The organism is Streptomyces fungicidicus, assembly GCF_003665435.1.
GTDB classification, from domain to species: domain Bacteria; phylum Actinomycetota; class Actinomycetes; order Streptomycetales; family Streptomycetaceae; genus Streptomyces; species Streptomyces fungicidicus.
Genome location: NZ_CP023407.1, coordinates 4,866,974 through 4,887,118, shown reverse-complemented (window position 1 = coordinate 4,887,118; position 20,145 = coordinate 4,866,974). Strand labels below are relative to the sequence as shown.

The 20,145-nt window shown below is 73.5% G+C and carries 15 protein-coding genes and 1 pseudogene; 9 read left to right on the top strand and 7 right to left on the bottom strand.

The window, feature by feature from the left end; all coding sequences use genetic code 11:
* Window positions 1-145: 145 nt before the first annotated feature.
* Together CNQ36_RS22475 and CNQ36_RS22470 are read right to left on the bottom strand one after the other, a co-directional pair.
* Window positions 146-304: pseudogene (locus CNQ36_RS22475) on the bottom strand (DUF255 domain-containing protein); the annotation flags it as partial.
* 79 nt (window positions 305-383) lie between these two features.
* Window positions 384-1,376 carry a hypothetical protein gene (locus tag CNQ36_RS22470; RefSeq protein WP_040906258.1) on the bottom strand — a complete coding sequence of 331 codons (993 nt, stop codon included), beginning with the start codon at window positions 1,374-1,376 and terminating at the stop codon, window positions 384-386.
* Window positions 1,377-1,435: 59 nt separating this feature from the next.
* Between CNQ36_RS22470 and CNQ36_RS22465 the strand changes: the two genes are divergently transcribed.
* The 4 genes from CNQ36_RS22465 (at window position 1,436) to CNQ36_RS22450 (ending at window position 12,664) form a co-directional block, all read left to right on the top strand.
* A complete protein-coding gene (locus CNQ36_RS22465; protein ID WP_121547308.1) occupies window positions 1,436-5,923 on the top strand; it encodes a peptidase C14 caspase catalytic subunit p20 in 4,488 nt (1,495 codons plus the stop codon).
* A 45-nt stretch (window positions 5,924-5,968) separates the two neighbouring features.
* Window positions 5,969-7,351, top strand: coding sequence for an esterase/lipase family protein (locus CNQ36_RS22460; protein ID WP_121547307.1), 1,383 nt, complete (start codon window positions 5,969-5,971; stop codon window positions 7,349-7,351).
* Window positions 7,352-7,388: 37 nt separating this feature from the next.
* Complete coding sequence (locus tag CNQ36_RS22455) at window positions 7,389-9,368, top strand: pentapeptide repeat-containing protein (RefSeq protein ID WP_121547306.1); 1,980 nt, start codon at window positions 7,389-7,391, stop codon at window positions 9,366-9,368.
* A 95-nt stretch (window positions 9,369-9,463) separates the two neighbouring features.
* Window positions 9,464-12,664, top strand: a complete 3,201-nt coding sequence (locus CNQ36_RS22450; protein ID WP_121547305.1) for a tetratricopeptide repeat protein — start codon at window positions 9,464-9,466, stop codon at window positions 12,662-12,664.
* A gap of 204 nt (window positions 12,665-12,868) precedes the next feature.
* On the opposite strand, the gene CNQ36_RS22445 is transcribed toward CNQ36_RS22450, so the two are convergent.
* Window positions 12,869-13,123, bottom strand: a complete 255-nt coding sequence (locus CNQ36_RS22445; protein WP_163013333.1) for a hypothetical protein — start codon at window positions 13,121-13,123, stop codon at window positions 12,869-12,871.
* Window positions 13,116-13,997, bottom strand: a complete 882-nt coding sequence (gene mca / locus CNQ36_RS22440) for a mycothiol conjugate amidase Mca (RefSeq protein ID WP_004926492.1) — start codon at window positions 13,995-13,997, stop codon at window positions 13,116-13,118. The genes CNQ36_RS22445 and mca overlap by 8 nt, the downstream gene beginning before the upstream one ends.
* Window positions 13,998-14,144: 147 nt before the next feature.
* Between mca and CNQ36_RS22435 the strand changes: the two genes are divergently transcribed.
* On the top strand, window positions 14,145-14,543 hold the full coding sequence (locus CNQ36_RS22435) for a DUF4307 domain-containing protein (RefSeq protein ID WP_121547303.1): 399 nt from the start codon (window positions 14,145-14,147) through the stop codon (window positions 14,541-14,543).
* Window positions 14,544-14,715: 172 nt separating this feature from the next.
* The gene (greA, locus tag CNQ36_RS22430; protein ID WP_004926494.1) at window positions 14,716-15,213 is read left to right on the top strand and encodes a transcription elongation factor GreA; all 498 of its coding nucleotides are present in this window, start codon (window positions 14,716-14,718) and stop codon (window positions 15,211-15,213) included.
* A 58-nt stretch (window positions 15,214-15,271) separates the two neighbouring features.
* Here greA and CNQ36_RS22425 read toward each other — a convergent pair whose 3' ends face one another.
* The 3 genes from CNQ36_RS22425 to ilvA all read right to left on the bottom strand — a co-directional run bounded on the left by CNQ36_RS22425 (window position 15,272) and on the right by ilvA (window position 18,584).
* On the bottom strand, window positions 15,272-16,117 hold the full coding sequence (locus CNQ36_RS22425; RefSeq protein WP_004926495.1) for an ABC transporter permease: 846 nt from the start codon (window positions 16,115-16,117) through the stop codon (window positions 15,272-15,274).
* Complete coding sequence (locus tag CNQ36_RS22420; protein WP_121547302.1) at window positions 16,114-17,166, bottom strand: ATP-binding cassette domain-containing protein; 1,053 nt, start codon at window positions 17,164-17,166, stop codon at window positions 16,114-16,116. Before CNQ36_RS22420 ends, CNQ36_RS22425 begins: the two co-directional genes overlap by 4 nt.
* Window positions 17,167-17,354: 188 nt before the next feature.
* Window positions 17,355-18,584 carry a threonine ammonia-lyase gene (ilvA, locus tag CNQ36_RS22415; RefSeq protein ID WP_004926502.1) on the bottom strand — a complete coding sequence of 410 codons (1,230 nt, stop codon included), beginning with the start codon at window positions 18,582-18,584 and terminating at the stop codon, window positions 17,355-17,357.
* Between the two features lie 174 nt (window positions 18,585-18,758).
* Here ilvA and CNQ36_RS22410 point away from each other — a divergent pair, with 174 nt between their 5' ends.
* The 3 genes from CNQ36_RS22410 (at window position 18,759) to CNQ36_RS35345 (ending at window position 20,143) form a co-directional block, all read left to right on the top strand.
* Window positions 18,759-19,253, top strand: a complete 495-nt coding sequence (locus tag CNQ36_RS22410) for a MarR family winged helix-turn-helix transcriptional regulator (protein WP_040908531.1) — start codon at window positions 18,759-18,761, stop codon at window positions 19,251-19,253.
* Between the two features lie 141 nt (window positions 19,254-19,394).
* Window positions 19,395-19,898 (top strand): sigma factor-like helix-turn-helix DNA-binding protein, encoded by a 504-nt coding sequence (locus CNQ36_RS22405; protein WP_163013332.1) that lies wholly within the window; start codon window positions 19,395-19,397, stop codon window positions 19,896-19,898.
* Window positions 19,895-20,143, top strand: a complete 249-nt coding sequence (locus CNQ36_RS35345; protein ID WP_121547301.1) for a hypothetical protein — start codon at window positions 19,895-19,897, stop codon at window positions 20,141-20,143. The genes CNQ36_RS22405 and CNQ36_RS35345 overlap by 4 nt, the downstream gene beginning before the upstream one ends.
* Window positions 20,144-20,145 lie beyond the last annotated feature (2 nt).

The window sequence follows — 20,145 nt, the reverse complement described above, 5'->3', positions numbered from 1 at the left end:
TCTGGCGAGACCGTCAGCCTCCACACAACAATCCTCCCCTGGGCAGCAGAGGTGCTCCGCGCGGCTGTGGGCCTGAGCGCCAGGAAGTGCAGCCAGCCGGTCAGCTTTCCCCGGGCCGCGGACTACTCGGTTTGCGGGTTCACTGGCACCAGTGGCAGCTCGAGTAGCCGACGCTCAGCAGCACCGGCACATCGCGCCGGCGCGCCTCGGCGAAGGCCTCCTCGGACCAGGACCACCAGTCGACGGGGTTGTCGGCGTGCTGGAGGAGGTAGGGGGACGTGGCCTGCGCTAGTCGGTTCGCCATGCGTCCATCCTCGCGCACCCGGCCGCGCCCCGGGGAACAGGCGACGCCGCGGCCGCCCCCGTGTCCCCCGGGCACGCCGCTACGGCCTGCGGGCCTCGACGACCCGCTGCTCCGCCGTCTCGACCTCGAAGCGCGCGGCGGGGTCGCCCCCCGCACGCCGTACGGCGCCGCGCACCAGGGCGAGGTAGAAGAGGGCCGGGGCACACGGGGTCCACCGCTCGGCCGGCTCGCCGGCCATGAAGCCGAGCACGGACTCGGGATCCGCGGGCACGAACTCGAAGCGGTCGTGCTCCCACTTGTCGGTGACGCCGCGGCTCCAGCGCAGCCGCAGGGTGTCCTCGTCCAGGCCGGGCAGCACCGCGCGGAAGAACGCCGCCCACTGGTGGTTGTCCAGGTCCAGGCCGAAGCCGAGGAGCTCCAGGTCCAGCTCGTCGGTGGCGTGCACGGCCAGCTCCTCGAACAGGGCACGGCGGGCCACCGCGTGCAGGCTGATCGGGCTGCCGTCCTCGGGCAGGTCGTGCTTGCGGGCCATGCCCTCGTTGGCGGAGGAGTTCCAGCGGCTGCTGTTGGGCCCGGCCACATGGGCGCTGCGCCGGGAGAACAGCATCTTGCCGTCCCTGCCGGTCTCCAGCGCCACGTTGACCCCGAAGCTGCAGTTCATCCACGCCGGGGCGTGGACCGGGTCCTCGCTCTCCAGGTACTGCTTGCGCAGGGTCAGACCGTTGCGCTGCTTGCGTTCCAGGTTGAGGGAGGTGGTGAGGAAGTCGTAGTAGTCGGCGTCCTGCAGGGTGAGAGTGACGACGGGTTCCTCGGCCAGGTGGGTGCGGGTCACGACGACCCGCTCCACGGCGAAGCGGTCGTTGTTCCAGCGGTGCGGCAGGCCGAGGGCCTCCTTGCGCCGCTCCTCCTCCTGGACGGCGTGCCGCCAGCCGCCGATCTCCTCCGGGAACTCCACCCGCGTCCCGCGGTACTTGACGCGTATGTCGGCCTCGCGGATGGGACGGGTTCCGTCACCCTCGAAGATATGACAGCCGGTTTCCCTGCCGATCACCGTGAACCTGTCCCGACGCATTATCAACACCCTTTTCAGTAAGCTTCGTTGAAGCAGGTAACTGGCTGCAGGACCTCGTCATGATACGGAGTGATGTGGGCGTTCACCTGGCGTTGGTCAAGTCCGCACGGCGGTCCTCCTCCCTGGTGGGCACCGTGGCCGTGTCCGACTACGCGCATCCCGACCCGGACACCCGTCGGCGGCTGCGGCTGCGGAACGTGGCGGAGGTGCGCGGCCGGTTCACCCGGGTGGCGCAGGGCTCGCTGGGCTTCGGGGAGAGCGTCCGCGTCGACGGGGCGGGAGCCGGACGCAGGCGGCTGTGGGAGGGGCTGGAGGACTTCCTGGCCCACGACGCCGAGCGGAAGATCCTCTACTGGACGGGGCACGGGGTCCACCGCGGGGACGACGGCTACTTCCTCGCCTGCGCCGACTCCTGGGAGGACGGCCGCTTCGCCCCGGAGCGCGCCCTCGCCCTGACCGATCTCGTGGACCGGCTGCTGCACCCCGAGTGCGAGACCGACACCCTGCTGGTCGTCGACGCCTGCTCCTCCCACGGCGGCCACCTCTCCGACGCCCTGCGCCACGCGCTGCGCCTGGAGCGGGAGAGCGTGGAGCGGGCGCGGCAGAGTCGGCGCACCGGATTCGTCGTCGTCGGCACCTCGGGGTTCGAGGCCGACGTCCCCGAGGGGCGCTGGGTGGGGTGGCTGGAGGAGGCGCTGGCCAAGCCGGACTTCGTGGCCCCCGACCACGCCCGCCCCTTCGAACCCTCCGCCCTCTATCTGCCCCTGCCGTACCTGCTGGACGGGGTGGACGCGGTGGCCGCGGCCTCCGGACTCGACGAGACCGCGCAGCGCCCCGGCCACACGGAGATCCGGTCGCTGCCGAACAGCTTCCTGGACAACCCCCACTTCCAGGACGGCGAACGGCGGGTGCACACCCCCGCGGTGCTGACGGGACGCCAGTCGTGGGAGGCGGCGGCGCAGTTCGGGGTCGAGGAGGGCGGCCACCTCAGCCGTCACTTCGCGGGCAGGCACCGGGCCCTGGGCAGGGTGGTGCGCTGGATGGACACCCACCCGAGGGGGCTCCTCGCCGTGACGGGTCTCGCGGGGACGGGCAAGACGGCCCTGCTCGGCCGGCTCGCCCTCACCTCGCTGCCGGAATGGCGGGAGACCCTCGGCCCGGAGGTCGACCCGTCGACGCTGCCGCGTCCCGGCACCGTCCACGCCGCCCTGAGCTGCAAGGGCCAGTCGCTGCACTCGCTGGTCACCGCCCTGTGGACGGTCCTGTCACCCCTGGAGGGCATGGCTGCGCCGCCCGCCGGACCGGTCACCCCGGAGCAGTGCCGCACGGCGGTCGACGCCCTCGTCTCCCGGGCGGGCTCGCTGAACCTGCTCTTCGACGCGCTCGACGAGGCGCTCCCGGACCAGGCCCACGACATCGCGCGGCACCTGCTGAACCCGCTGTCGGAACTGTGGGGCGTACGGGTGGTCGTCGGCACACGGCCGCAGCCCCGCAGACGCTCCGCGGCGCCCTCGGAGGAGGAGTCGCTGCTGTCCACCCTGGACCAGAGCGTGGAGCCGGTGCTGCTGGGCGACGACGAGGAGGCGAGGTCGAGCATCGCGGCGATGACCCGGTCCGTGCTCGGCACGGAGGGCTCCCCGTACCGGGGGCCGGAGCGGGAGGCCGACCGGGTGTGGACCGCGGGCCTCGTCGCGTCCGGCAGCCAGGGTTCGTTCCTGGTGGCCCGTCTCGCCGCGACGGAGCTCGCCCGCCGGCCGCTGATCGCCACCGAGGCGGAACTGTCGTCGTGGATGGCGTCCGGCGGCATGGACCTGCACCGCCGCCTCGCCGAGGAGGTCGGCCACCTCTCCTCGCAGCGGGGAGCGGAGCGGGCGCACGAGGTCCTGCGCCCGCTGGCGGTCATCCAGGGCCGCGGACTGGCCCCGGGCCGCACCTGGCTCTCCCTCGCCAACGCGTTACGGGACCCGGACCGTACCGAGCTGACCCTCGGTGACCTGCGGCAGGTGTGCCGCAGCGCCAACGGCGGCATCATCGCCTCCCAGACCGCCCCGCACGGCGGAGGGACGGCCTACCACCTGGCCCACCCCAGCTACGGGGAGTTCTTCCTCACCGGCGCCGGACTCGACGTACGGGCCGCCCACCGCAGGGTGGTGACGGCGCTGCGCGCGCAGGCGGGGGACGGCTGGGCGGGCGCGGACCCCTACACCCTCGACTACCTGGGGGCGCACGCCGCCCAGGTCGGGCCGGAGGAGCTGCGGGGCCTCTTCGAGGACGTCGGCTTCCTGCTGCGCACCGACCCGGACGTGATGCTGCCGCCGGCCGCCGCGCTGGCCCGGGACTGCGACGGGGCGGCGCTCTACGGGCGGGTGGGGGACGCCTTCCGTGACCTGTCCTCCCCGGTGGCCCGCCGGGCGCTGCTGCGGGCCACCGCCTTCGTCAGCCACCGGGACGCGGCCTACCGGGCGCTGGACGGCGAGGGGTTCCTGCCGTGGCAGGAGTACTGGACCGACATGCCGCCCGACCCCCTGGAATGGCGCCGCGCGGCCCCGCTGGGCGGGGCGCGGACGCTGAGCTGGCGGGCCGGCACGGGGGCGGCGGAACCGGTGGCCGGGGGCACGCTGACCGCCGGCGGGCGCGGGGAGATCCTGGTCCTGCACCCGGAGTCGGGCAAACGGCTGCTGACCCGGCGGACCGGGGAGACGTCCGGCGAGCGCGGGAACGCCCTCACCGAGGTGCGCGAGGTGGGCGCCGGACCGCACTGGACCACCGTCGCCCGCGACGACCGGGCCGTCTACTTCTGGCGCTCCGGCTCCCGGCTGCCCGACCACGTCTACCGCTGGGGCGGGGCCGTGGGCGCCCTGGCCGCCGCCGAACGGGCCTCGGAGACGGTCGTGCTGGCGGCCGACGGGCAGCGGATGTGGATGTGGTCCTGGAAGGGCGGCCTGCGCCGGCCCGGCACCCCGCTGACGGACATCCGCATGATGGACGCCGAGCGGCTCGCCGCGCTCCCCATGGGCCCCCGCCTGTTCGCCCTGGTCGCCGGGGACCGGGCCGCGCTGCTCGAGGTCGACCGCGGCACCGCCGGCTCCGGCGGGCTGCTCGCCGGGAAACTGGACCTCGACGCGCTCGGGGCGCCCGCGCTGGCCGCCGCGGCGACCGCCGCGCCGGTGTCCGCGCCCGGCGGCGCGCGGCACGGCTGGATCGCGGTCGCCGACGGGAGCCAAGTACGGGTCTGGCGCTGCCGCACGGACGACTCGGCGCCCCTCGCGCCGCCGGCCGTGGAACTCGTCCGGCGGTTCGACTCCCCGGCGCGCGGGCTCGTCTTCGGACGCCACGGGGACGACCTGCTCCTCGCCGGCTACGAAGGGGTCACCGTGCGGGTCTGGGCCGTCGAGGACCCCGGACGGGAAGCGGCGTTCCGGATGACCGCGCCCCGCGATCAGGCGATGGCGTTCGAACCCGGCGGACAGGGACTGCTCGCCGTGGCCGACGGCGCCGACATCCGCATGCTCGACGTGGGTCCCGCCCTCACGGCCGGGCGCGGCACACGGCGGCGCCCCAGCAACCAGAGACCCGTGGTCGCCCTGGCCGGGGCGCCGGACGGGCCGCCGCTGCTGTGCCGCACCCGGGGCGACCGGATCCTGGTGTCCCGGCCCGGCGCCGGCGCCCCGGCGGACGCCCCGGCCACCGTGCTCACCCACCGGAAGCCGGTGACCGCCGTCGACGCGGTGTACGCGGCGGGCGCCTGGTTCGTGGTCGCGGCGGCGGAACGCACCGTACGGCTGTGGCGTCTGTCCGCCGACCTGACCGCCGGGAGGCACCACGACCTCACGCTCGGCGGGGACGCCGGGGAGGAGGTCCCCTCCCTCGGTCTCGTCGTCGACGGCGCCGCGACCCGGCTGCGCGTCTACGTGCCGGACGAGGGGCGCATCGTCCACGGGGACATGCCCGTTGACGCGTCCCGCGGCTGGCGCACCGGGGAGCCGACCCCGGCGGGCCTGCGCTGTTGCTCCCTCGACGCCCGGTCCATGCGGGACGGGACGTACTGGCTGGCCGCCGACGTCGGTGACGAGATCCGGCTGTGGGAGCACGACGGGGAGCGCCCGCGGCTCGCACACCGGGTGCCGGACGTGTTCCCCGCCCATCTGGCGCTCGGAGAGCTGTACGACCCGGAGGACGAGGAGTCCTTCCCGTTGCTGGCCTGGGTGGACGGCGGGGTCCACGTGAAGGACTGCTCGGCCGGGTACGCCAAGCCGCCGGAGCGGCTGCCGGGCGAGTTCCCCGCGGTGACCTCGCTGGTGTTCGCGGGCCCTCCGGAGCGGCCCGTGCTGCTGGTCTGCGGTGAGTGGACGGCGCCGCGCGTGTGGGACGTGCGGGCCAGGGCGTGGCTGCACGGGGAGGGCGTCCCGTGGCGCGGCTACACCGTGCACGCGGTGGACGCCGCGCCGGATCCGCGGGGCCTGGTGGTGGCGCTCCAGGGGAACGACCGGTGCGATCTGATCCGGCTGCCGCACGCGTTCTTCGCGCCGGACCCCGCCCGCCCGTGACGACACGTACGACACCTACGGCCAGTGCGACTCGGGAGGGCGCAGATGGAGCACGACCTCGTGGTCTTCGTACCCGGATTCCTCGGCAGCCGGCTGACCAGGGCCGGGCGTGACCTGTGGGGCGAGGCCGGCGACGCCCTGCTCCGGTCCCGGCCCTCCTCCGCCGCGCTGGCGGAGCTGGCCCTTCCGCCGGGTCTCGGTGACGCGCCGCCCGGGGAGCCGCACCGGGTGGCGGCCGACGCGCTGAGCACGGCCCCGGACGCGATGCCGGGGCTGCTCTCCTCCATGGGCCATCCCGACATCCGGGCGGCGCTCGGTGATCCGGCCGAGGACCAGTTCGTCCCCTTCGCGTACGACTGGCGCCTGTCCCACCGGCTGATCGCCGAACGGCTGAGGACCCGGGTGGAGCGGGAGCTCGCCCGGTGGGGCGAGCGGGTCGGCGCGCACTACCCGGACCGCCCGGACGACCCGAGGGTCGTCCTCGTCTGCCACTCGACGGGCGGCCTGGCCGGCCGGTACTACCTGGAGTGCCTGGGCGGCCGGGAGTCGGCCAGGGCCCTGGTCACCCTGGGCACGCCCCACCAGGGCTTCGCCCGGGCCGTCCGGCTGCTGACCGGCCACGCCGTCGCGGACGGCGCGGGCCCGCTCAACGAGGTGCTGCGCGACTTCGCCCTCGGCCTGCCGTCGGTGGCGCAGATGCTGCCGTACTACGACGCCGTCCGGGTCTCGGGGAAGAGCCGCCGGCGGACCCTCACCGACCGCCGGTACCCCGTCCCCGGCCTGCCCGGCGCACTCGTCGAGGACGCCTTCGCGTTCCACAGGGAGTTCCTCGGCGCGCGCGAGGCGCACCGGCGCACCGACGCCGGCGGCCGGCTCCCGTACGGCGTGCACTGCGTGGCGGGCACCGCCCACCCGACGGTCCACTCCCTCGGGCTCTCGTCCGACGGGCTGCGCCTCGCGGCGGAGAGCGACGTGCTCGGGCCCGGCGACGGGACGGTCCCGCGGGAGTCCGCCGTCGCGGAGTGGGCCCTGGAGGACCGGGACGACGTGCTGTGGACGGAGGTCCGGCACGCCGACTTGGCGGGCGCCGCGGCCGTCGGGGCGAGGCTCTCCGCCATCAGGAGGGGCCTCCCGGCGAGCGCCATGCTCGCCGGGGACGAGGGGATCACCCTGCACGCCCCCTCGGAGGCCGTCGCCGGCCGGCCGTTCGAGGCCTCCGTCCTGGGCGTCAACCTGGCGGACCGCAGACTGCGGGCCGTCATGCGGCGCATCGGAAGCCGGGCCGGGGACGAGGTGGTCTTCGCCCCCGACCCGACGGGCCGGTTCCGGGCGGAGCTGAGAGGAGGGCCGGGGAGATGGCTGGTGGAGGCGAGGGTCGAGGGGCCGAACGGCGCCGACCGGAGGGTCATCACCCTCTACAGCGCATGAGTCCCGTCCCCGGCGTCACCCCGACGGCCACAGGAGGATGACCATCACTTCGCCCTCGTCCGAAGCGCCCGACTGGCCGCAGTGCGCGCACGAGGCCGACGGCCGGCGCTGCCGCGGCCGGCCGGTCGAACCGTACGCCGCCTGCCTCGCCCACATCGGCGTGGACCGGCGCGCCGGTCACCTGGCCGCGCTGGAGCCCGGCGCCGGACTCGACCTCCGGGGCACGCCGTTCACCCGGGACCTGCTGACCGAACTGCTCGCCGCGCTCACCGATCCGGCGACGGGACGACACCGCCTGGGCCCCGCCGACTTCGAGGAGGCGGAGTTCAGCGGTGACGCGCAGTTCGCCCGGGTGGACTTCACGGGTGACGTCTCCTTCGACGGGGCGGCGTTCGGCGGCGGCGCCTACTTCACCGGCGCCAGGTTCGAGGCGGACCTCGGCTTCGTGGGGGCGACCGTCGCCCGGAACGTCTGGCTCGACGGCGTGGAGTGCGGCGGCGGCGTCTGTTTCAACAAGACCCGGATCGACGGCGAACTCCGGCTCGAGACCGGGACGATCACCAAGAGCGCCGTGTTCCGGGGACTGGTCGTGGGGGGTGACGCGACCTTCAGCGGCATCGAGTTCATCGAGCCGGCCGTCTTCATGGAGACGGAGATCAACGGCACGGCATGGTTCGACGGGGCCCTGTTCCGGAGCGACGTGCGCTTCGACGGGGCGAGGATCGCGGGCAAGGCGTGGTTCGACGGGGCGGAGTTCCACCACGACGCCCGCTTCGACTCGGCGACGCTAAGCGAGGACGTCTCGTTCAACGGCACGCGCTTCGTCGAGGGCGCCGCCTTCCCCGGGGCGACGATCGGCGGCGACGTCGAGTTCGGCGGCAACGAGATCGGCGGCGACGTCACCTTCCGGAAGGCGACCTTCCAGCGCACGACGGTGCTGGGCCCGCTGGTGTTCCCCCGGCTGCTGGACCTGTCCGACGCGGAGTTCCAGTCCGCGGTGACGATCGAGGCGGCGGTCGGGACCCTGCACTGCCGGAGGACTCGCTGGAGCTCCACGGCGGCGCTCCGGCTCCGCCATGCCGAGGTCGACGTCAGCGACGCCGTGCTGCAGTTCCCGGTGAGCATCGCCGGCCGGTCCCACCCGTTCGTCGCGGACGGGCGGGAGCTGGAGGTGCCGGAGCTCTCCGACGCCCCTGTGCGCGTCGCCTCCCTGCGGGGCGCGGACGCCGCCCACCTGGTCCTGACCGACGTGGACCTGACCGGCTGCCAGTTCGTGGAGACGGTCCACCTCGACCAGCTGAGACTGGACGGACGCTGCCCGCTCGCGTCGCCGCCCCCCGGGCTGCGCCGGATCGGCCGGCGGCCGGTCCGCTGGACCCGCCGCAGGACCCTGGCCGAGGAACACCACTGGCGCGCGGAACGGCAGGGCGCGGACGGATGGACGAGGGCGCCTGGTAACACGGACGTATGGGGACCGGCGGCGCTGGCGCCGGTGTACCGGCAACTGCGCAAAGCCCTGGAGGACGGCAAGGACGAGCCGGGAGCGGCCGACTTCTACTACGGCGAGATGGAGATGCGCCGCCTCGACCCCGACACGCCGCCGGGCGAACGGGCCCTCCTCGCCCTGTACTGGGCGGCGTCCGGATACGGCCTGCGGGCGACGCGGGCGCTCGGCTGGCTGCTCCTGGCCGTCGTCGCCACCGTGCTGGCGATGATGCTGTGGGGCCTGCCCCAGGACGACCCCGAGCCGGTGAGCACCGGGACGGTCACCGGCAGCCGCGTCACCATGACCACGGACAAGCCCGACCCGGTCAACCCGCAGGGCTCGTACGGCAGTCGGCTGTCGTCCGAGCGGTTCGAGAAGTCGCTGCGGGTCGTCATCAACTCCGTGGTCTTCCGGTCCTCCGGGCAGGAGCTCACCACGGCGGGCACCTACGTCGAGATGGCCTCCCGCGTCGCCGAGCCGGCGCTGCTCGGACTCGCCGTCCTCGCGGTCCGCAGCCGGGTGAAGCGGTAGCGCCGGCACGCCCGTTGATCGTCGCCCCCTCGCGCTGACGGCCCGCACGAAGGACACTCGTGGGCATGGGAGTTGCCGCCGGAGGGGGACATGTCATGCGGGACAGTCATCGGTCGGACGCCGAGCGGCTGTTGGCGCGGGCCGTGGAGGAGGAGGTGCGCCGGTCGGGCGGGCGCACGGACGGCAAGGTGCTGCTGGCACGGGCGCGCGGGGCGCTCGACGCGATGGCCTCGACGTCCGCCGAGGAGTACGAGGCGTACACCCGCGCCCTCGACGAGGCGGAGGCCGGGCAGCTCACCTTCCGGCAGCGTTACGCCCGCGAGGGTGCCGGTACGCCGCTGCTCGTCGCCGGGGTGGCCGGGGTGGCCGCCGTCGTCGCCGACGTGGCGCTCGGCACGGGCACCGGCACGGCCCTCGGCGCGGGGGTGACCGTCGGCGTCGTCGGGGCGGCGGCGACCGTGGTGAAGGTGGCAGGCGCGCATGTCCCGGCCGCCCATCACCGGGCGGGCGCGGTGAGCCAGCCGGGCGGGCCGGAACAGCTGCGGCTGCAGTGGCTCACGGCCCTGGAGGTGCGCGGGATCCGCCCGTTCCTGGACCAGCAGCGGGTGCTGACCGCGTCCACCGGTCCGAAGAAGGCGGGGCCCCGGCTGCGCGGCGCCGACAAGAGCGCGGCGGCCCGCGGGCGCAGTGTGCTGGAGCAGTCCTTCGGGCAACTGCCCGAACCGCTGGGCCCGTTCGCGGGGCGGCGGCAGGAGATGGCGCGGATCCGGCAGTGGGTGCAGTCGGCCCGGGCGAGCACCGAGACCCAGCCGACGGTGGTCGTGCTGCACGGGGCGTCCGGCAGCGGCCGCACGACCCTGGCACTGCACGCCACCCACGACCTGAAGGACCACTTCCGCGGCGCCTGCGTCGTCGATCTGCGCGGCGACAGCCCCGGCGAGCCCCCGCTGTCCACCCGCGACGCGCTGCTGCACCTGCTGAACCGGCTCGGCGCGCCCCGCGAACAGCTGCTGTTCCGTGAGCGCTCCTCCCCCGACCAGCAGGTCAGGCGGCTGAGCGAGCTGTACCACCAGCATCTGACCGGGATGCCGGTCACCGTCGTCCTGGACGACGCCTCCGACCCGCAGCAGGTCCGCACGCTGATCCCGGAGCGGTCCGACAGCCTGGTCCTGGTCACCTCCCGCGCGCCCCTGGGCCTGCCCGACGACCTGCCGGCCCGGGTGTACCAGCTGCCCGTGGAGCCGCTGGACCCGGCCGGCGCGGAGGAACTCCTCTCCGCCGCCGCACAGGACTCCTCGGGCCCCTACGACGCCGACTCCGCCGAGCGGGTGCGGGAGCTGTGCGGCGGGCTGCCGCTGGCGCTGCGGATCGCCGGGGCCGCCCTCGGCCCGCGCTCCCCGCTCGTCCTCGCCGCCGACCTGGGCGCCTACGGGCCGGTCGAGCCCGTGGAGCGCGCCCTGTGGCTGCGCTACACCGACCAGCCGGAGACCGTACGGCGGCTGCTGCGCCGGCTGGCCCTGGCCGGCCGGGCCTCGCTGGGCGCGGCCGCGGCGGCCGCGCTGCTCGCCACCGACGAGGCCGAGGCGACCCGGCACCTGACCGCGCTGAACCGCGCCGGGCTGATCGACCGCGTACGGCACAGCCGCTACCGGCTGCACGACCTGGTCCGCGCCTTCGCGCTGGCCCGGCTCCTCGACGAGGAGGACCCGGCCGAGCGCACGGCGGCGCAGGAGCGGCTGATCGTCAACTACGCCGAGCTGGCCGACTCGGTGCTGCGGCTGGTCGACGGCAACATGTCGACCCGCTCGGACCGCTTCAGCCCGTACGGCTTCACCTCGCTGGACGAGGCACTGCGCTGGCTGGACGACGAGTCCAGCTTCATCACGGCGGCGCTGCGGCACGCGGAGGGCGTCGACCGGCGTGCGGTGCTGAACCTGCTCGGCGCGCTGTGCGACTACTGCCTGCTGCGCGGCGACCTCTACCGGCTCGGGGAGATCAACGAGCTGGCGCAGGCCGTGGACGAGGGGCTGCTGGTCCGCTCGGTGCAGTGGCGCACCGGTATCGCGGCACGTCAGCTCGGCGAGCTGGACAAGGCGCGGACCACGCTGACGTCGGTGGTGGACCTGTACCGGGAGGCGCAGCACCACGCGGGCGCGGCGCGGGCGCTGACCTCGCTCGGCATCACCCTGCACCACCAGGGCAACCTGACGGAGGCGTCGGCGAAGCTCCGGGAGTCGCTGGATCTGCAGGCGGCTCCCGAGCTGGCCACGGACCGCGCCTGGACCATGCACGCGCTGGCGGCCGTCGAACGGGACCGGGCCCGGCTGTCCGAGGCACTGGACCTGCTGACCGAGTCACTGGTGCTGCACCGCGCGGGCGAGTCCGTGCACGGGCAGGCGTGGGCGCACTTCCAGCTCGGCCAGCTCAACCTGCGCAGGGGCGACGTCCCGCGCGCCGAGAGCGAGCTGCGCACCGCCCTGGAACTGTACGGCCGCACCCGCGACGCCCGCGGCGAGGCGTGGGCGCTGACCGAGCTGGCGCGGGCCCGGCTGGTGGATGGGGACGCCGGCCCCGCCGTGGAGGACCTGCGGCGGGCCGCCGCCCGGCACCGCGACAACGAGGACGCGCGGGGCGAGGCGTGGACCCTGTACTACCTCGGGCAGGCGCTGGAGGAGACCGGGGACCTGGACCGGGCCGTGCGCGAGCTGGAACGGGCCCGCACGATGTTCTCCCGGATGCGGGACGTCTACGGGCTGGCCTGCGCCCGGCACCACTCGGCCCGGGTGACCCGCGACCAGCGGGCGGCCCGGACGGGGTCGCTGCGGAACTCCGGGTTCGCCCGCCAGCTCCTGGTCGACGCCCGCGCCGACTTCCAGCGGATCGGGGTGGCGCACGGCGAGGCGTGGACGTGTCTGGAGCTGGCGGTCGTCGACGCGGGCAACGCGCGCACCCAGCAGGCGCTGGCGCTGTGCGACGAGGCAGTGACGCTGTTCGCGTCCTACGGCGACCGGCGCGGCGAGGACTGGGCGCGCTTCCTGCGCTGCACGCTGCTGCCGTACGCGGCACCGGGCGGCACGGAGGTCGGTACGGCGGTGGCGCAGGAGGAGCTCTCCCAGCTGGGCCGCGCCGGGCACGCCACCCGGGACGGCAAGCTGGCCGACTGCGTCGAGGCGTACCAGCTCCTCCTGGAGCGCGGCGTCACCCTGGAATCAGGCTGGCAGGCCTGGCACCTGGGCATGACCCCCACCCGCCACGCCCGAGAGGTAATGGGCGTCCCCATAACCGAACCCACCTGACCCCACCCCCGCCCTCCGCGGGCAGTCGTGCCGCAGGGCGATGGGGGTACCTCCCGCTCGAGCGAAGCCGAGAGTGGGGGAGGGTGGGCGCGACGGCACCCCGGAAGCGCCGGGCTGCGCAACCTCCCCCGGCCCACACCGACACGTCGCGCCGACGCACCGCACGGCCCTCCGGACCCCCCGGAGGGCCGCCCGCCTCAGCCCTCAGCCCCGCTTCTCGGCGCCCGCCACCTCGGCACCCTCACGCCCGCCACGGCCCCCGGGGTCCTCGGACTCCGGGAAGTCCACCCGCCCCATGTGCCGGTTCATCGACTTCATCAGCCCCCACACCGCCAGAGCCATCACCGCGAACACGATGAAACCGAGGACACCGGGAGTGACCTTGTCCTCGTCGAGCTCCTTGGCCAGAGGAACCAGGTGGGTCATTGCCAAACTTGCGCTTGCGCTCATATCAGGCATTGTCCCGGATGCCCGCGAAGAGGTCGTCCTCGGGGAGGGAGGTATCGACGAGAGACTTCGCGAGCTCGTACTCCTCCGTCGGCCAGACCTCCCGCTGGAGGTCCATCGGCACCCGGAACCAGCCCCCGTCGGGATCGATCTGCGTGGCGTGCGCGATCAGCGCCTTGTCACGGATCTCGAAGAAGTCCGCGCAGGGCACGTGCGTGGTGAGCGTGCGCTCCTTGCGCTCGAACTCGCTCCACCGCTTCAGCCAGTCCCCGTACGGCGACTCCAGGCCCCGGTCGAGCATCGCCTGGTGCAGCGCCTCGGTGCGCGGCCGGTTGAAGCCCTGGTTGTAGTACACCTTCACCGGCTGGTACGCCGGGCCGTACTCCTCCTCCGGGTACTTCGCGGTGTCGGCCGCGCCCTCGAAGGCCACCATCGTGATCTTGTGGGTCATGATGTGGTCGGGGTGCGGGTACCCCCCGTTCTCGTCGTACGTGGTGATCACCTGGGGGCGGAACGCGCGGATCCTGCGCACCAGCTCACCGGCGGCCTTGTCCACGTCCTCCAGCGCGAAGCAGCCGTCCGGCAGCGGCGGCAGCGGGTCGCCCTCGGGCAGCCCGGAGTCGACGAACCCGAGCCACTCCTGCTTCACCCCGAGGATCTCCCGGGCCTCGTCCATCTCCTTCTTGCGCACCTCGTGGATGTGTTCCTCGATGTACGCGTCCCCCTGCAGTTTCGGGTTGAGGATGGAGCCGCGCTCCCCGCCCGTGCAGGTCACCACCAGCACGTCCACCCCCTCGGACACGTACTTCGCCATGGTGGCCGCGCCCTTGCTCGACTCGTCGTCGGGGTGGGCGTGCACGGCCATCAGTCGCAGCTGGTCAGTCAAGACTCAATCCTCAAGTCGTTAGGCGCCCTGTGTGCGGCGGCGCAGTCGCAGGCTTCTATAGTGACCGAATCGGGGGACGAAAAATTCCGCGGTTCCGCCGCGGAACCCGACGGGGGACGCCGGTCCCCTCCTGCCGAGGAGACGATCATGAGCACGTCGAGCACGCGGCTGCCCGAGGGCCGTTACGGCCGCTCCTCGGACCAGCGTGCCGACCGCACACTCAAGGTCGTCGGCGCCGTGCTGTCGGTGCTGCTGCTCGGGCTGGTCGGCTGGTTCGGCTACCACTACGTCGCCGAGAACGAGATCAGCGGCGAGGTGATCAGCTTCGACACCTCGCAGAACGCGGTGAAGGTGCACCTGGAGGTGCACAAGGACGCGGGCGTCGCCGGCTACTGCACCGTCCGCTCGCAGGCCGAGGACGGCGCCGAGGTGGGCCGCGCGGACTTCCGCTTCGACGCGGACGCCACACGCATCGACGAGGTCGTCACGCTGCGTACGACCTCCCCGGGTACGACGGCCCAGCTCGTCGGCTGTCACACGGACTGACTTCCGCGGGGAATACCTCGCCACTGACCTGCGCTGACCGTAAGTCCTGTGGCTTATGTCCTCCCCCCGCGGGCACTCAATTGTTAGGCTCGTGGTTTCGCCCATCCCTGGAGGAACATGCTCCTGGGAGAGGGCGATGCTTTGTATTCCCAGTACCTACGAGGAGCACCCTGTGACCCAGACCAGCGAGAACGTCACCTGGCTGACCCAGGAGGCGTACAACAAGCTCAAGGTCGAGCTTGAGTACCTTACTGGTCCCGCGCGCACCGAGATCGCCGCCAAGATCGCCGCCGCGCGCGAGGAGGGCGACCTGCGGGAGAACGGCGGGTACCACGCGGCCAAGGAGGAGCAGGGCAAGCAGGAGCTCCGTGTGCGCCAGCTCACCCAGCTCCTCGAGAGCGCCAAGGTCGGCGAGGCCCCGGCGGCCGACGGCGCCGTGGCGCCCGGCATGGTCGTGACCATCGCCTTCGACGGCGACGAGGACGACACGCTGACCTTCCTGCTCGCCTCGCGCGAGTACGCGAGCTCCGAGATCGAGACCTACTCGCCGCAGTCCCCGCTGGGCTCGGGCGTGATGGGCCACAAGGTCGGCGAGGACGCGGAGTACGAGCTGCCGAACGGCAAGAAGGCCATGGTGAAGATCCTGGAGGCCAAGCCGTACGACGGCTGACCCGCCCCCGCGAGTCCCCGACGTGCCCCCGGCACCCTGTGCGGCGCCGGGGGCTTCGTCATGCCGCCGCCGAGCGGTACTTGCGCACGGCGAGCGTCCGGAAGAACGCGATGATCAGTACCGAGTAGATCAGCGAGGCCCACACCGGGTGCTGCATGGGCCAGGCGTCCGAGGTGGAGACTCCGGGGTTGCCGAAGAGCTCCCGGCAGGCCTGGACGGTGGCGCTGAACGGGTTCCAGTCGGCGATGTGGCGCAGCCAGGGCGTCATGTTGCTGGAGTCCACGAACGCGTTCGACACGAAGGTGACCGGGAACAGCCAGACCAGTCCGCCGGAGGTGGCCGCCTCCGGGGTGCGCACCGAGAGGCCGATGACCGCGCCGATCCAGGTGAACGCGTACCCGGTCAGGAGCAGCAGCCCGAAGGCGCCGAGCACCTCGCCGGCGCTGGTGTGGGTGCGCCAGCCGACGAGCAGGGCGACGACCGCGAGCACCAGCAGGGTGAGCGCCGTCTGCACCATGTCGGCGAGGGTGCGGCCGGTGAGCACCGCGCCGCGTGCCATCGGCAGGGAGCGGAAACGGTCGATGAGCCCTTTGTGCATGTCCTCGGCGATGCCCGCCCCGGCTCCGGCGGTGGCGAAGGTGACGGTCTGCGCGAAGATGCCGGCCATCAGGAACTCGCGGTAGACCTGCGGGCTCGTGCTGCCGCCGATGTCCATGGAGCCGCCGAACACGTACGAGAACAGCACCACGAACATGATCGGCTGGATGAGGCCGAAGATCACCACTTCGGGGATCCGGGCCATCCGGATCAGATTGCGCTTGGCGACGACCAGCGAGTCACGGATCGACCGGCCGAGGGGGTTGCCGGGTGCCGTGACCCGGACGGCGTCGGTGACGGCACTCATTTCGCGGCCTCCTTGTCGTGGCGCTGTCCGCGGTCCCCGCCGCCCTGCGCGCCGTCGGCGCCGTCGGCGTCCTCGTCGTCCCCGGTGTCCCCGGCCTCCGCGACATGCCCGGTGAGGGAGAGGAAGACGTCGTCGAGGGTGGGGCGGCGCAGACCGATGTCGTCGATCTCGATCCCGTCGGCGTCGAGGTCGCGGATGATCTCGGCGAGGAGCTTGGCCCCGCCGGAGACCGGTGTGGTGATCTTGCGCATGTGGTCCTCGACCGTGGTGTCGCCCGTGTCGGCACCGCGCAGGCTGTACCTGTCGAGGAGCGCCGAGGCGGACGCGATGTGCTCGCGCTCGTGCACCACGACCTCGACGCGCTCGCCGCCGGTGCGGGCCTTGAGCTGGTCGGAGGTGCCCTGCGCGATGACCCTGCCGCGGTCGACGACCGCGATGTCGTGCGCGAGGTGGTCGGCCTCCTCCAGGTACTGGGTGGTGAGCAGCAGCGTCGTACCGCCGGAGACGAGCTGTTTGATGACCTCCCACAGCTGCTGGCGGTTGCGCGGGTCGAGTCCGGTCGTCGGCTCGTCCATGAACATCACGGGCGGCGAGACGACCAGGGCGGCGGCGAGGTCGAGGCGACGGCGCATGCCGCCGGAGTACGTCTTGGCGGTGCGGTCGGCGGCGTCCGTGAGGTGGAACTGCTCCAGCAGCTCGTCCGCGCGGACCTTGGCGGCCTTCGCCCGCATCTGGTAGAGCTGCCCGACCATCTGCAGGTTCTCGCGGCCGGTCAGATACTCGTCGACCGCCGCGAACTGGCCGGACAGCCCGATGGAGCGGCGCACCGCGTCGGGCTGTTTCAGCACGTCGAGGCCGGCCACGACCGCTCTGCCGCTGTCGGGACGCAGCAGGGTGGTGAGGCAGCGGACGGTGGTGGTCTTCCCCGCGCCGTTCGGCCCGAGCAGGCCCAGGACGGTGCCTTCGGGGACCTCGAGGTCGACGCCGTCCAGCGCCTTGACGTTCCCGAAGGTCTTGACCAGACCTTCGGCGTAGATGGCGCCTGGCATATGAGCCTCCACGTCGTCGTGTGATTCTTCGCAAAGCCTAGGGTTTGGGCGCTTTGGTGTGCTCGGCTTTTCACCCGGCGCGGGCGGCGGGGCGCACGACGGCCGGACGGTGGCGTGACACACACCATAACGCGATGTATCGCGTCTCACAATGGGGGTTACCCGAAGGAGTGACACCCGGTCCGGCGTCAGTCCATGACCGTGTAACCCGCCTCGCGCAGGGCCTGGTTGACCTCGGTGCAGTGCTCCGGGCCCTTCGTCTCCAGGTGCAGCTCCACCTCCGCCTCCGTGAGCCCGAGCCGGGGATCGGTCCGTACGTGGCTCACGTCGAGAACGTTGGCATCGACCACTGACAACGCCCTGAGAAGTGAGGCGAGGGCGCCCGGCCGGTCCGTCAGACGCAGCCGTACCGCCAGGTAGCGGCCCTGCGCGGCCATCCCGTGCCGTAGCACCCGCTCCATCAGCACCGGGTCCACGTTGCCGCCGGACAGCACCGCGACGACCGGCCCCTCGAAGGCCCCGGGCCGGCTCAGCAGCGCCGCCACCGGGCTCGCCCCGGCCGGCTCGACGACCAGCTTGGCCCGCTCCAGACAGAGCAGCAGCGCGGCCGACAGCTCGTCCTCGGTGACCGTGAGCACCTCGTCGACCAGCTCACGGACGATCCCGAACGGCACGTCCCCGGGCCGCCCCACCTTGATCCCGTCGGCCATCGTCACCGGGTGGCGCACCGAGACCGCGCGCCCGGCCGCCAGCGAGGGCGGATACGCCGCCGCGCCCGCCGCCTGCACACCGACGATCCGCACGTCCGGCCGCAGCGCCTTCACCGCCACCGCGATCCCGGCGGCCAGCCCGCCCCCGCCGACACCCACCACGATCGTGCGCACCTCGGGGCACTGCTCGAGGATCTCCAGGCCCACCGTGCCCTGGCCCGCGATGATGTCCGGGTGGTCGAACGGGTGGATGAACACCGCGCCCGTCTCGTACGCGTAGTCCGTCGCCGCGGCCAGCGTCTCGTCGACCACCTGGCCGTGCAGGCGCACCTGCGCGCCGTACTCCCGGGTCGCGCTGATCTTCGGCAGCGGGGCGCCCCTCGGCATGAACACCGTGGACCGCACCCCGAGCAGCGACGACGCCAGCGCGACGCCCTGCGCGTGGTTGCCCGCGCTCGCCGCGACGACCCCGGCGGCCCGCTCCTCCGGCAGCAGCCCGGCGATCCGGACGTACGCGCCGCGCAGCTTGAAGGACCCCGTGCGCTGGAGGTTCTCGCACTTCAGGTGCACCGGGGTGCCCACCCGGCGGGACAGGTATCTGCTGCCCTCCATGGCGGTCGTCCGTGCCACACCCGAGAGCATCTTCTGAGCGCCTCGCACATCGTCGAGCGTGACGGTCCGCAAGGAGTCAGCCGTGCTGTAGCCCATGACTCCAGCATCGCAGTTCACCGCCGGAGGCGACCGGTGTGACCAACCCGCGGACCCGGGTTTGCGCAGCGCCGGTACGGCCCGCCGTCCGGCCGCGTAACCTGTCCCCCAATTGGCAGCCCTCCACGAAGTGAGCCCCCGGTCATGCCCACAACACCCGACATGTCGATGGACATGAGGACGGACCTGACGGCCGTCGGTGACACCGGTCTTCTCGACACGCTGCAGCACGAGGTGGCGTTGTTCGCCCGCCGTGCCGAACAGACCCGGCTCGGCGGTGTCGGCCAGGTGCGCACCTCGATGGACCGCGCCGCGTACCTGCTGCTCAACCGCCTCGACAAGGAAGGCCCGATGGGCGTCAAGGCGCTCGCCGCGAGCATGGGCATCGACTCCTCGACGGTCACCCGGCAGGTGGCTCCGCTCGTGGACACCGGCCTGGTCAAGCGGACCTCCCACCCCGAGGACGGCCGCGCGGTCGTGCTCCAGCTCTCCCCGCGCGGGCAGACCCGCCTGGACGAAGTGCGCTCCTCACGGCGTCAGTTGATGGCCGACCTGACCCAGGACTGGGCCCCGGAGGAGCGCGAGACGTTCTGCGCGCTCCTGACGCGCTTCAACAGCGCGCTGTCCGCCCGGATGTCGGCGGGTCCGGAGGACCGCCCCGCCTCCTGACCGCCGCACCGCGGCCGGCCGGGGAACCGCCGCCACGTGCGCGGCTCTTGACCGCGGGGGCCGACCTGGCCTGATATGAGACGGGGGTCCCGTCGGACACGGCCGGGGACCGGCTCTCGCACGGGCGACGGGAGGCGCGGATTGCGACCACGGCACACGTCCCGCGACGACCTCCGCGCCCGCGAGTTCGAGGCGTACGTGGCGGGCGCGGGCGGACGCCTGCTGCACACCGCGACGCTGCTCACCGCCGAGCCCCGCGCCGCCAACCCGCGCGCCCGGCGCCTGCTGACCCTGGCGCTCGCGCACACCTACGCCGGCTGGGACCGCCTGCACGGCGAGGACCCCTACGACCACACCCGCCAGTACCTGGCGACCCGCTTCGCGGGCGGCGCCTGGCACCGCCGCGGCGGCCTGCTCCGCCTCCACGCCCGGACCGGAGGACCGCTGGCCCGCCTCACCCCCCAGGAACGCCTGGTCCTGGTGCTGCGGCTGCACGAGGGGGTCGCCGAGGAGCAGACGGCGGCGCTGCTCGGCCTGCCCGCGGAGCGCGTACGGAGCGTCTTCAACCGCGCGATGGCCGCCATGCTGCGCCCTCCGCCCAAGGCCGCCCCCGCGGTGGGCGGCGTCGAGGCGGTGCCGTCATGACCCGGATGAAGCGCGAGGCGACCGTACGGCGGATGCTGGAGCAGTCGCCGCCGCCCCTGCCGCCCGAGCTCCACGCGGACGCCGTGCGGCGCGGCGCCCGCGTCCTGCGCCGCAGGACGCTCGCCCGCCGCGCGCTGTGGCTGCTGTCGCTGGCGGTGGCCGTGGCGTTCGTGGTGTGGGCGCTGACCGCCCGCCCGTGGGTGGAGCCGCCGTCGGAGACGACTCCACCGCTCACGGGCTGGTGACC

Coding starts and splice junctions, on each gene's coding strand:
- CNQ36_RS22470 (WP_040906258.1), bottom strand. CDS start 1,376: ATGCGTCGGGACAGGTTCACGGTGATCGGCAGGGAAACCGGCTGTCAT.
- CNQ36_RS22465 (WP_121547308.1), top strand. CDS start 1,436: ATGATACGGAGTGATGTGGGCGTTCACCTGGCGTTGGTCAAGTCCGCA.
- CNQ36_RS22460 (WP_121547307.1), top strand. CDS start 5,969: ATGGAGCACGACCTCGTGGTCTTCGTACCCGGATTCCTCGGCAGCCGG.
- CNQ36_RS22455 (WP_121547306.1), top strand. CDS start 7,389: ATGACCATCACTTCGCCCTCGTCCGAAGCGCCCGACTGGCCGCAGTGC.
- CNQ36_RS22450 (WP_121547305.1), top strand. CDS start 9,464: ATGCGGGACAGTCATCGGTCGGACGCCGAGCGGCTGTTGGCGCGGGCC.
- CNQ36_RS22445 (WP_163013333.1), bottom strand. CDS start 13,123: ATGCCTGATATGAGCGCAAGCGCAAGTTTGGCAATGACCCACCTGGTT.
- CNQ36_RS22435 (WP_121547303.1), top strand. CDS start 14,145: ATGAGCACGTCGAGCACGCGGCTGCCCGAGGGCCGTTACGGCCGCTCC.
- CNQ36_RS22425 (WP_004926495.1), bottom strand. CDS start 16,117: ATGAGTGCCGTCACCGACGCCGTCCGGGTCACGGCACCCGGCAACCCC.
- CNQ36_RS22420 (WP_121547302.1), bottom strand. CDS start 17,166: ATGCCAGGCGCCATCTACGCCGAAGGTCTGGTCAAGACCTTCGGGAAC.
- ilvA (WP_004926502.1), bottom strand. CDS start 18,584: ATGGGCTACAGCACGGCTGACTCCTTGCGGACCGTCACGCTCGACGAT.
- CNQ36_RS22410 (WP_040908531.1), top strand. CDS start 18,759: ATGAGGACGGACCTGACGGCCGTCGGTGACACCGGTCTTCTCGACACG.
- CNQ36_RS35345 (WP_121547301.1), top strand. CDS start 19,895: ATGACCCGGATGAAGCGCGAGGCGACCGTACGGCGGATGCTGGAGCAG.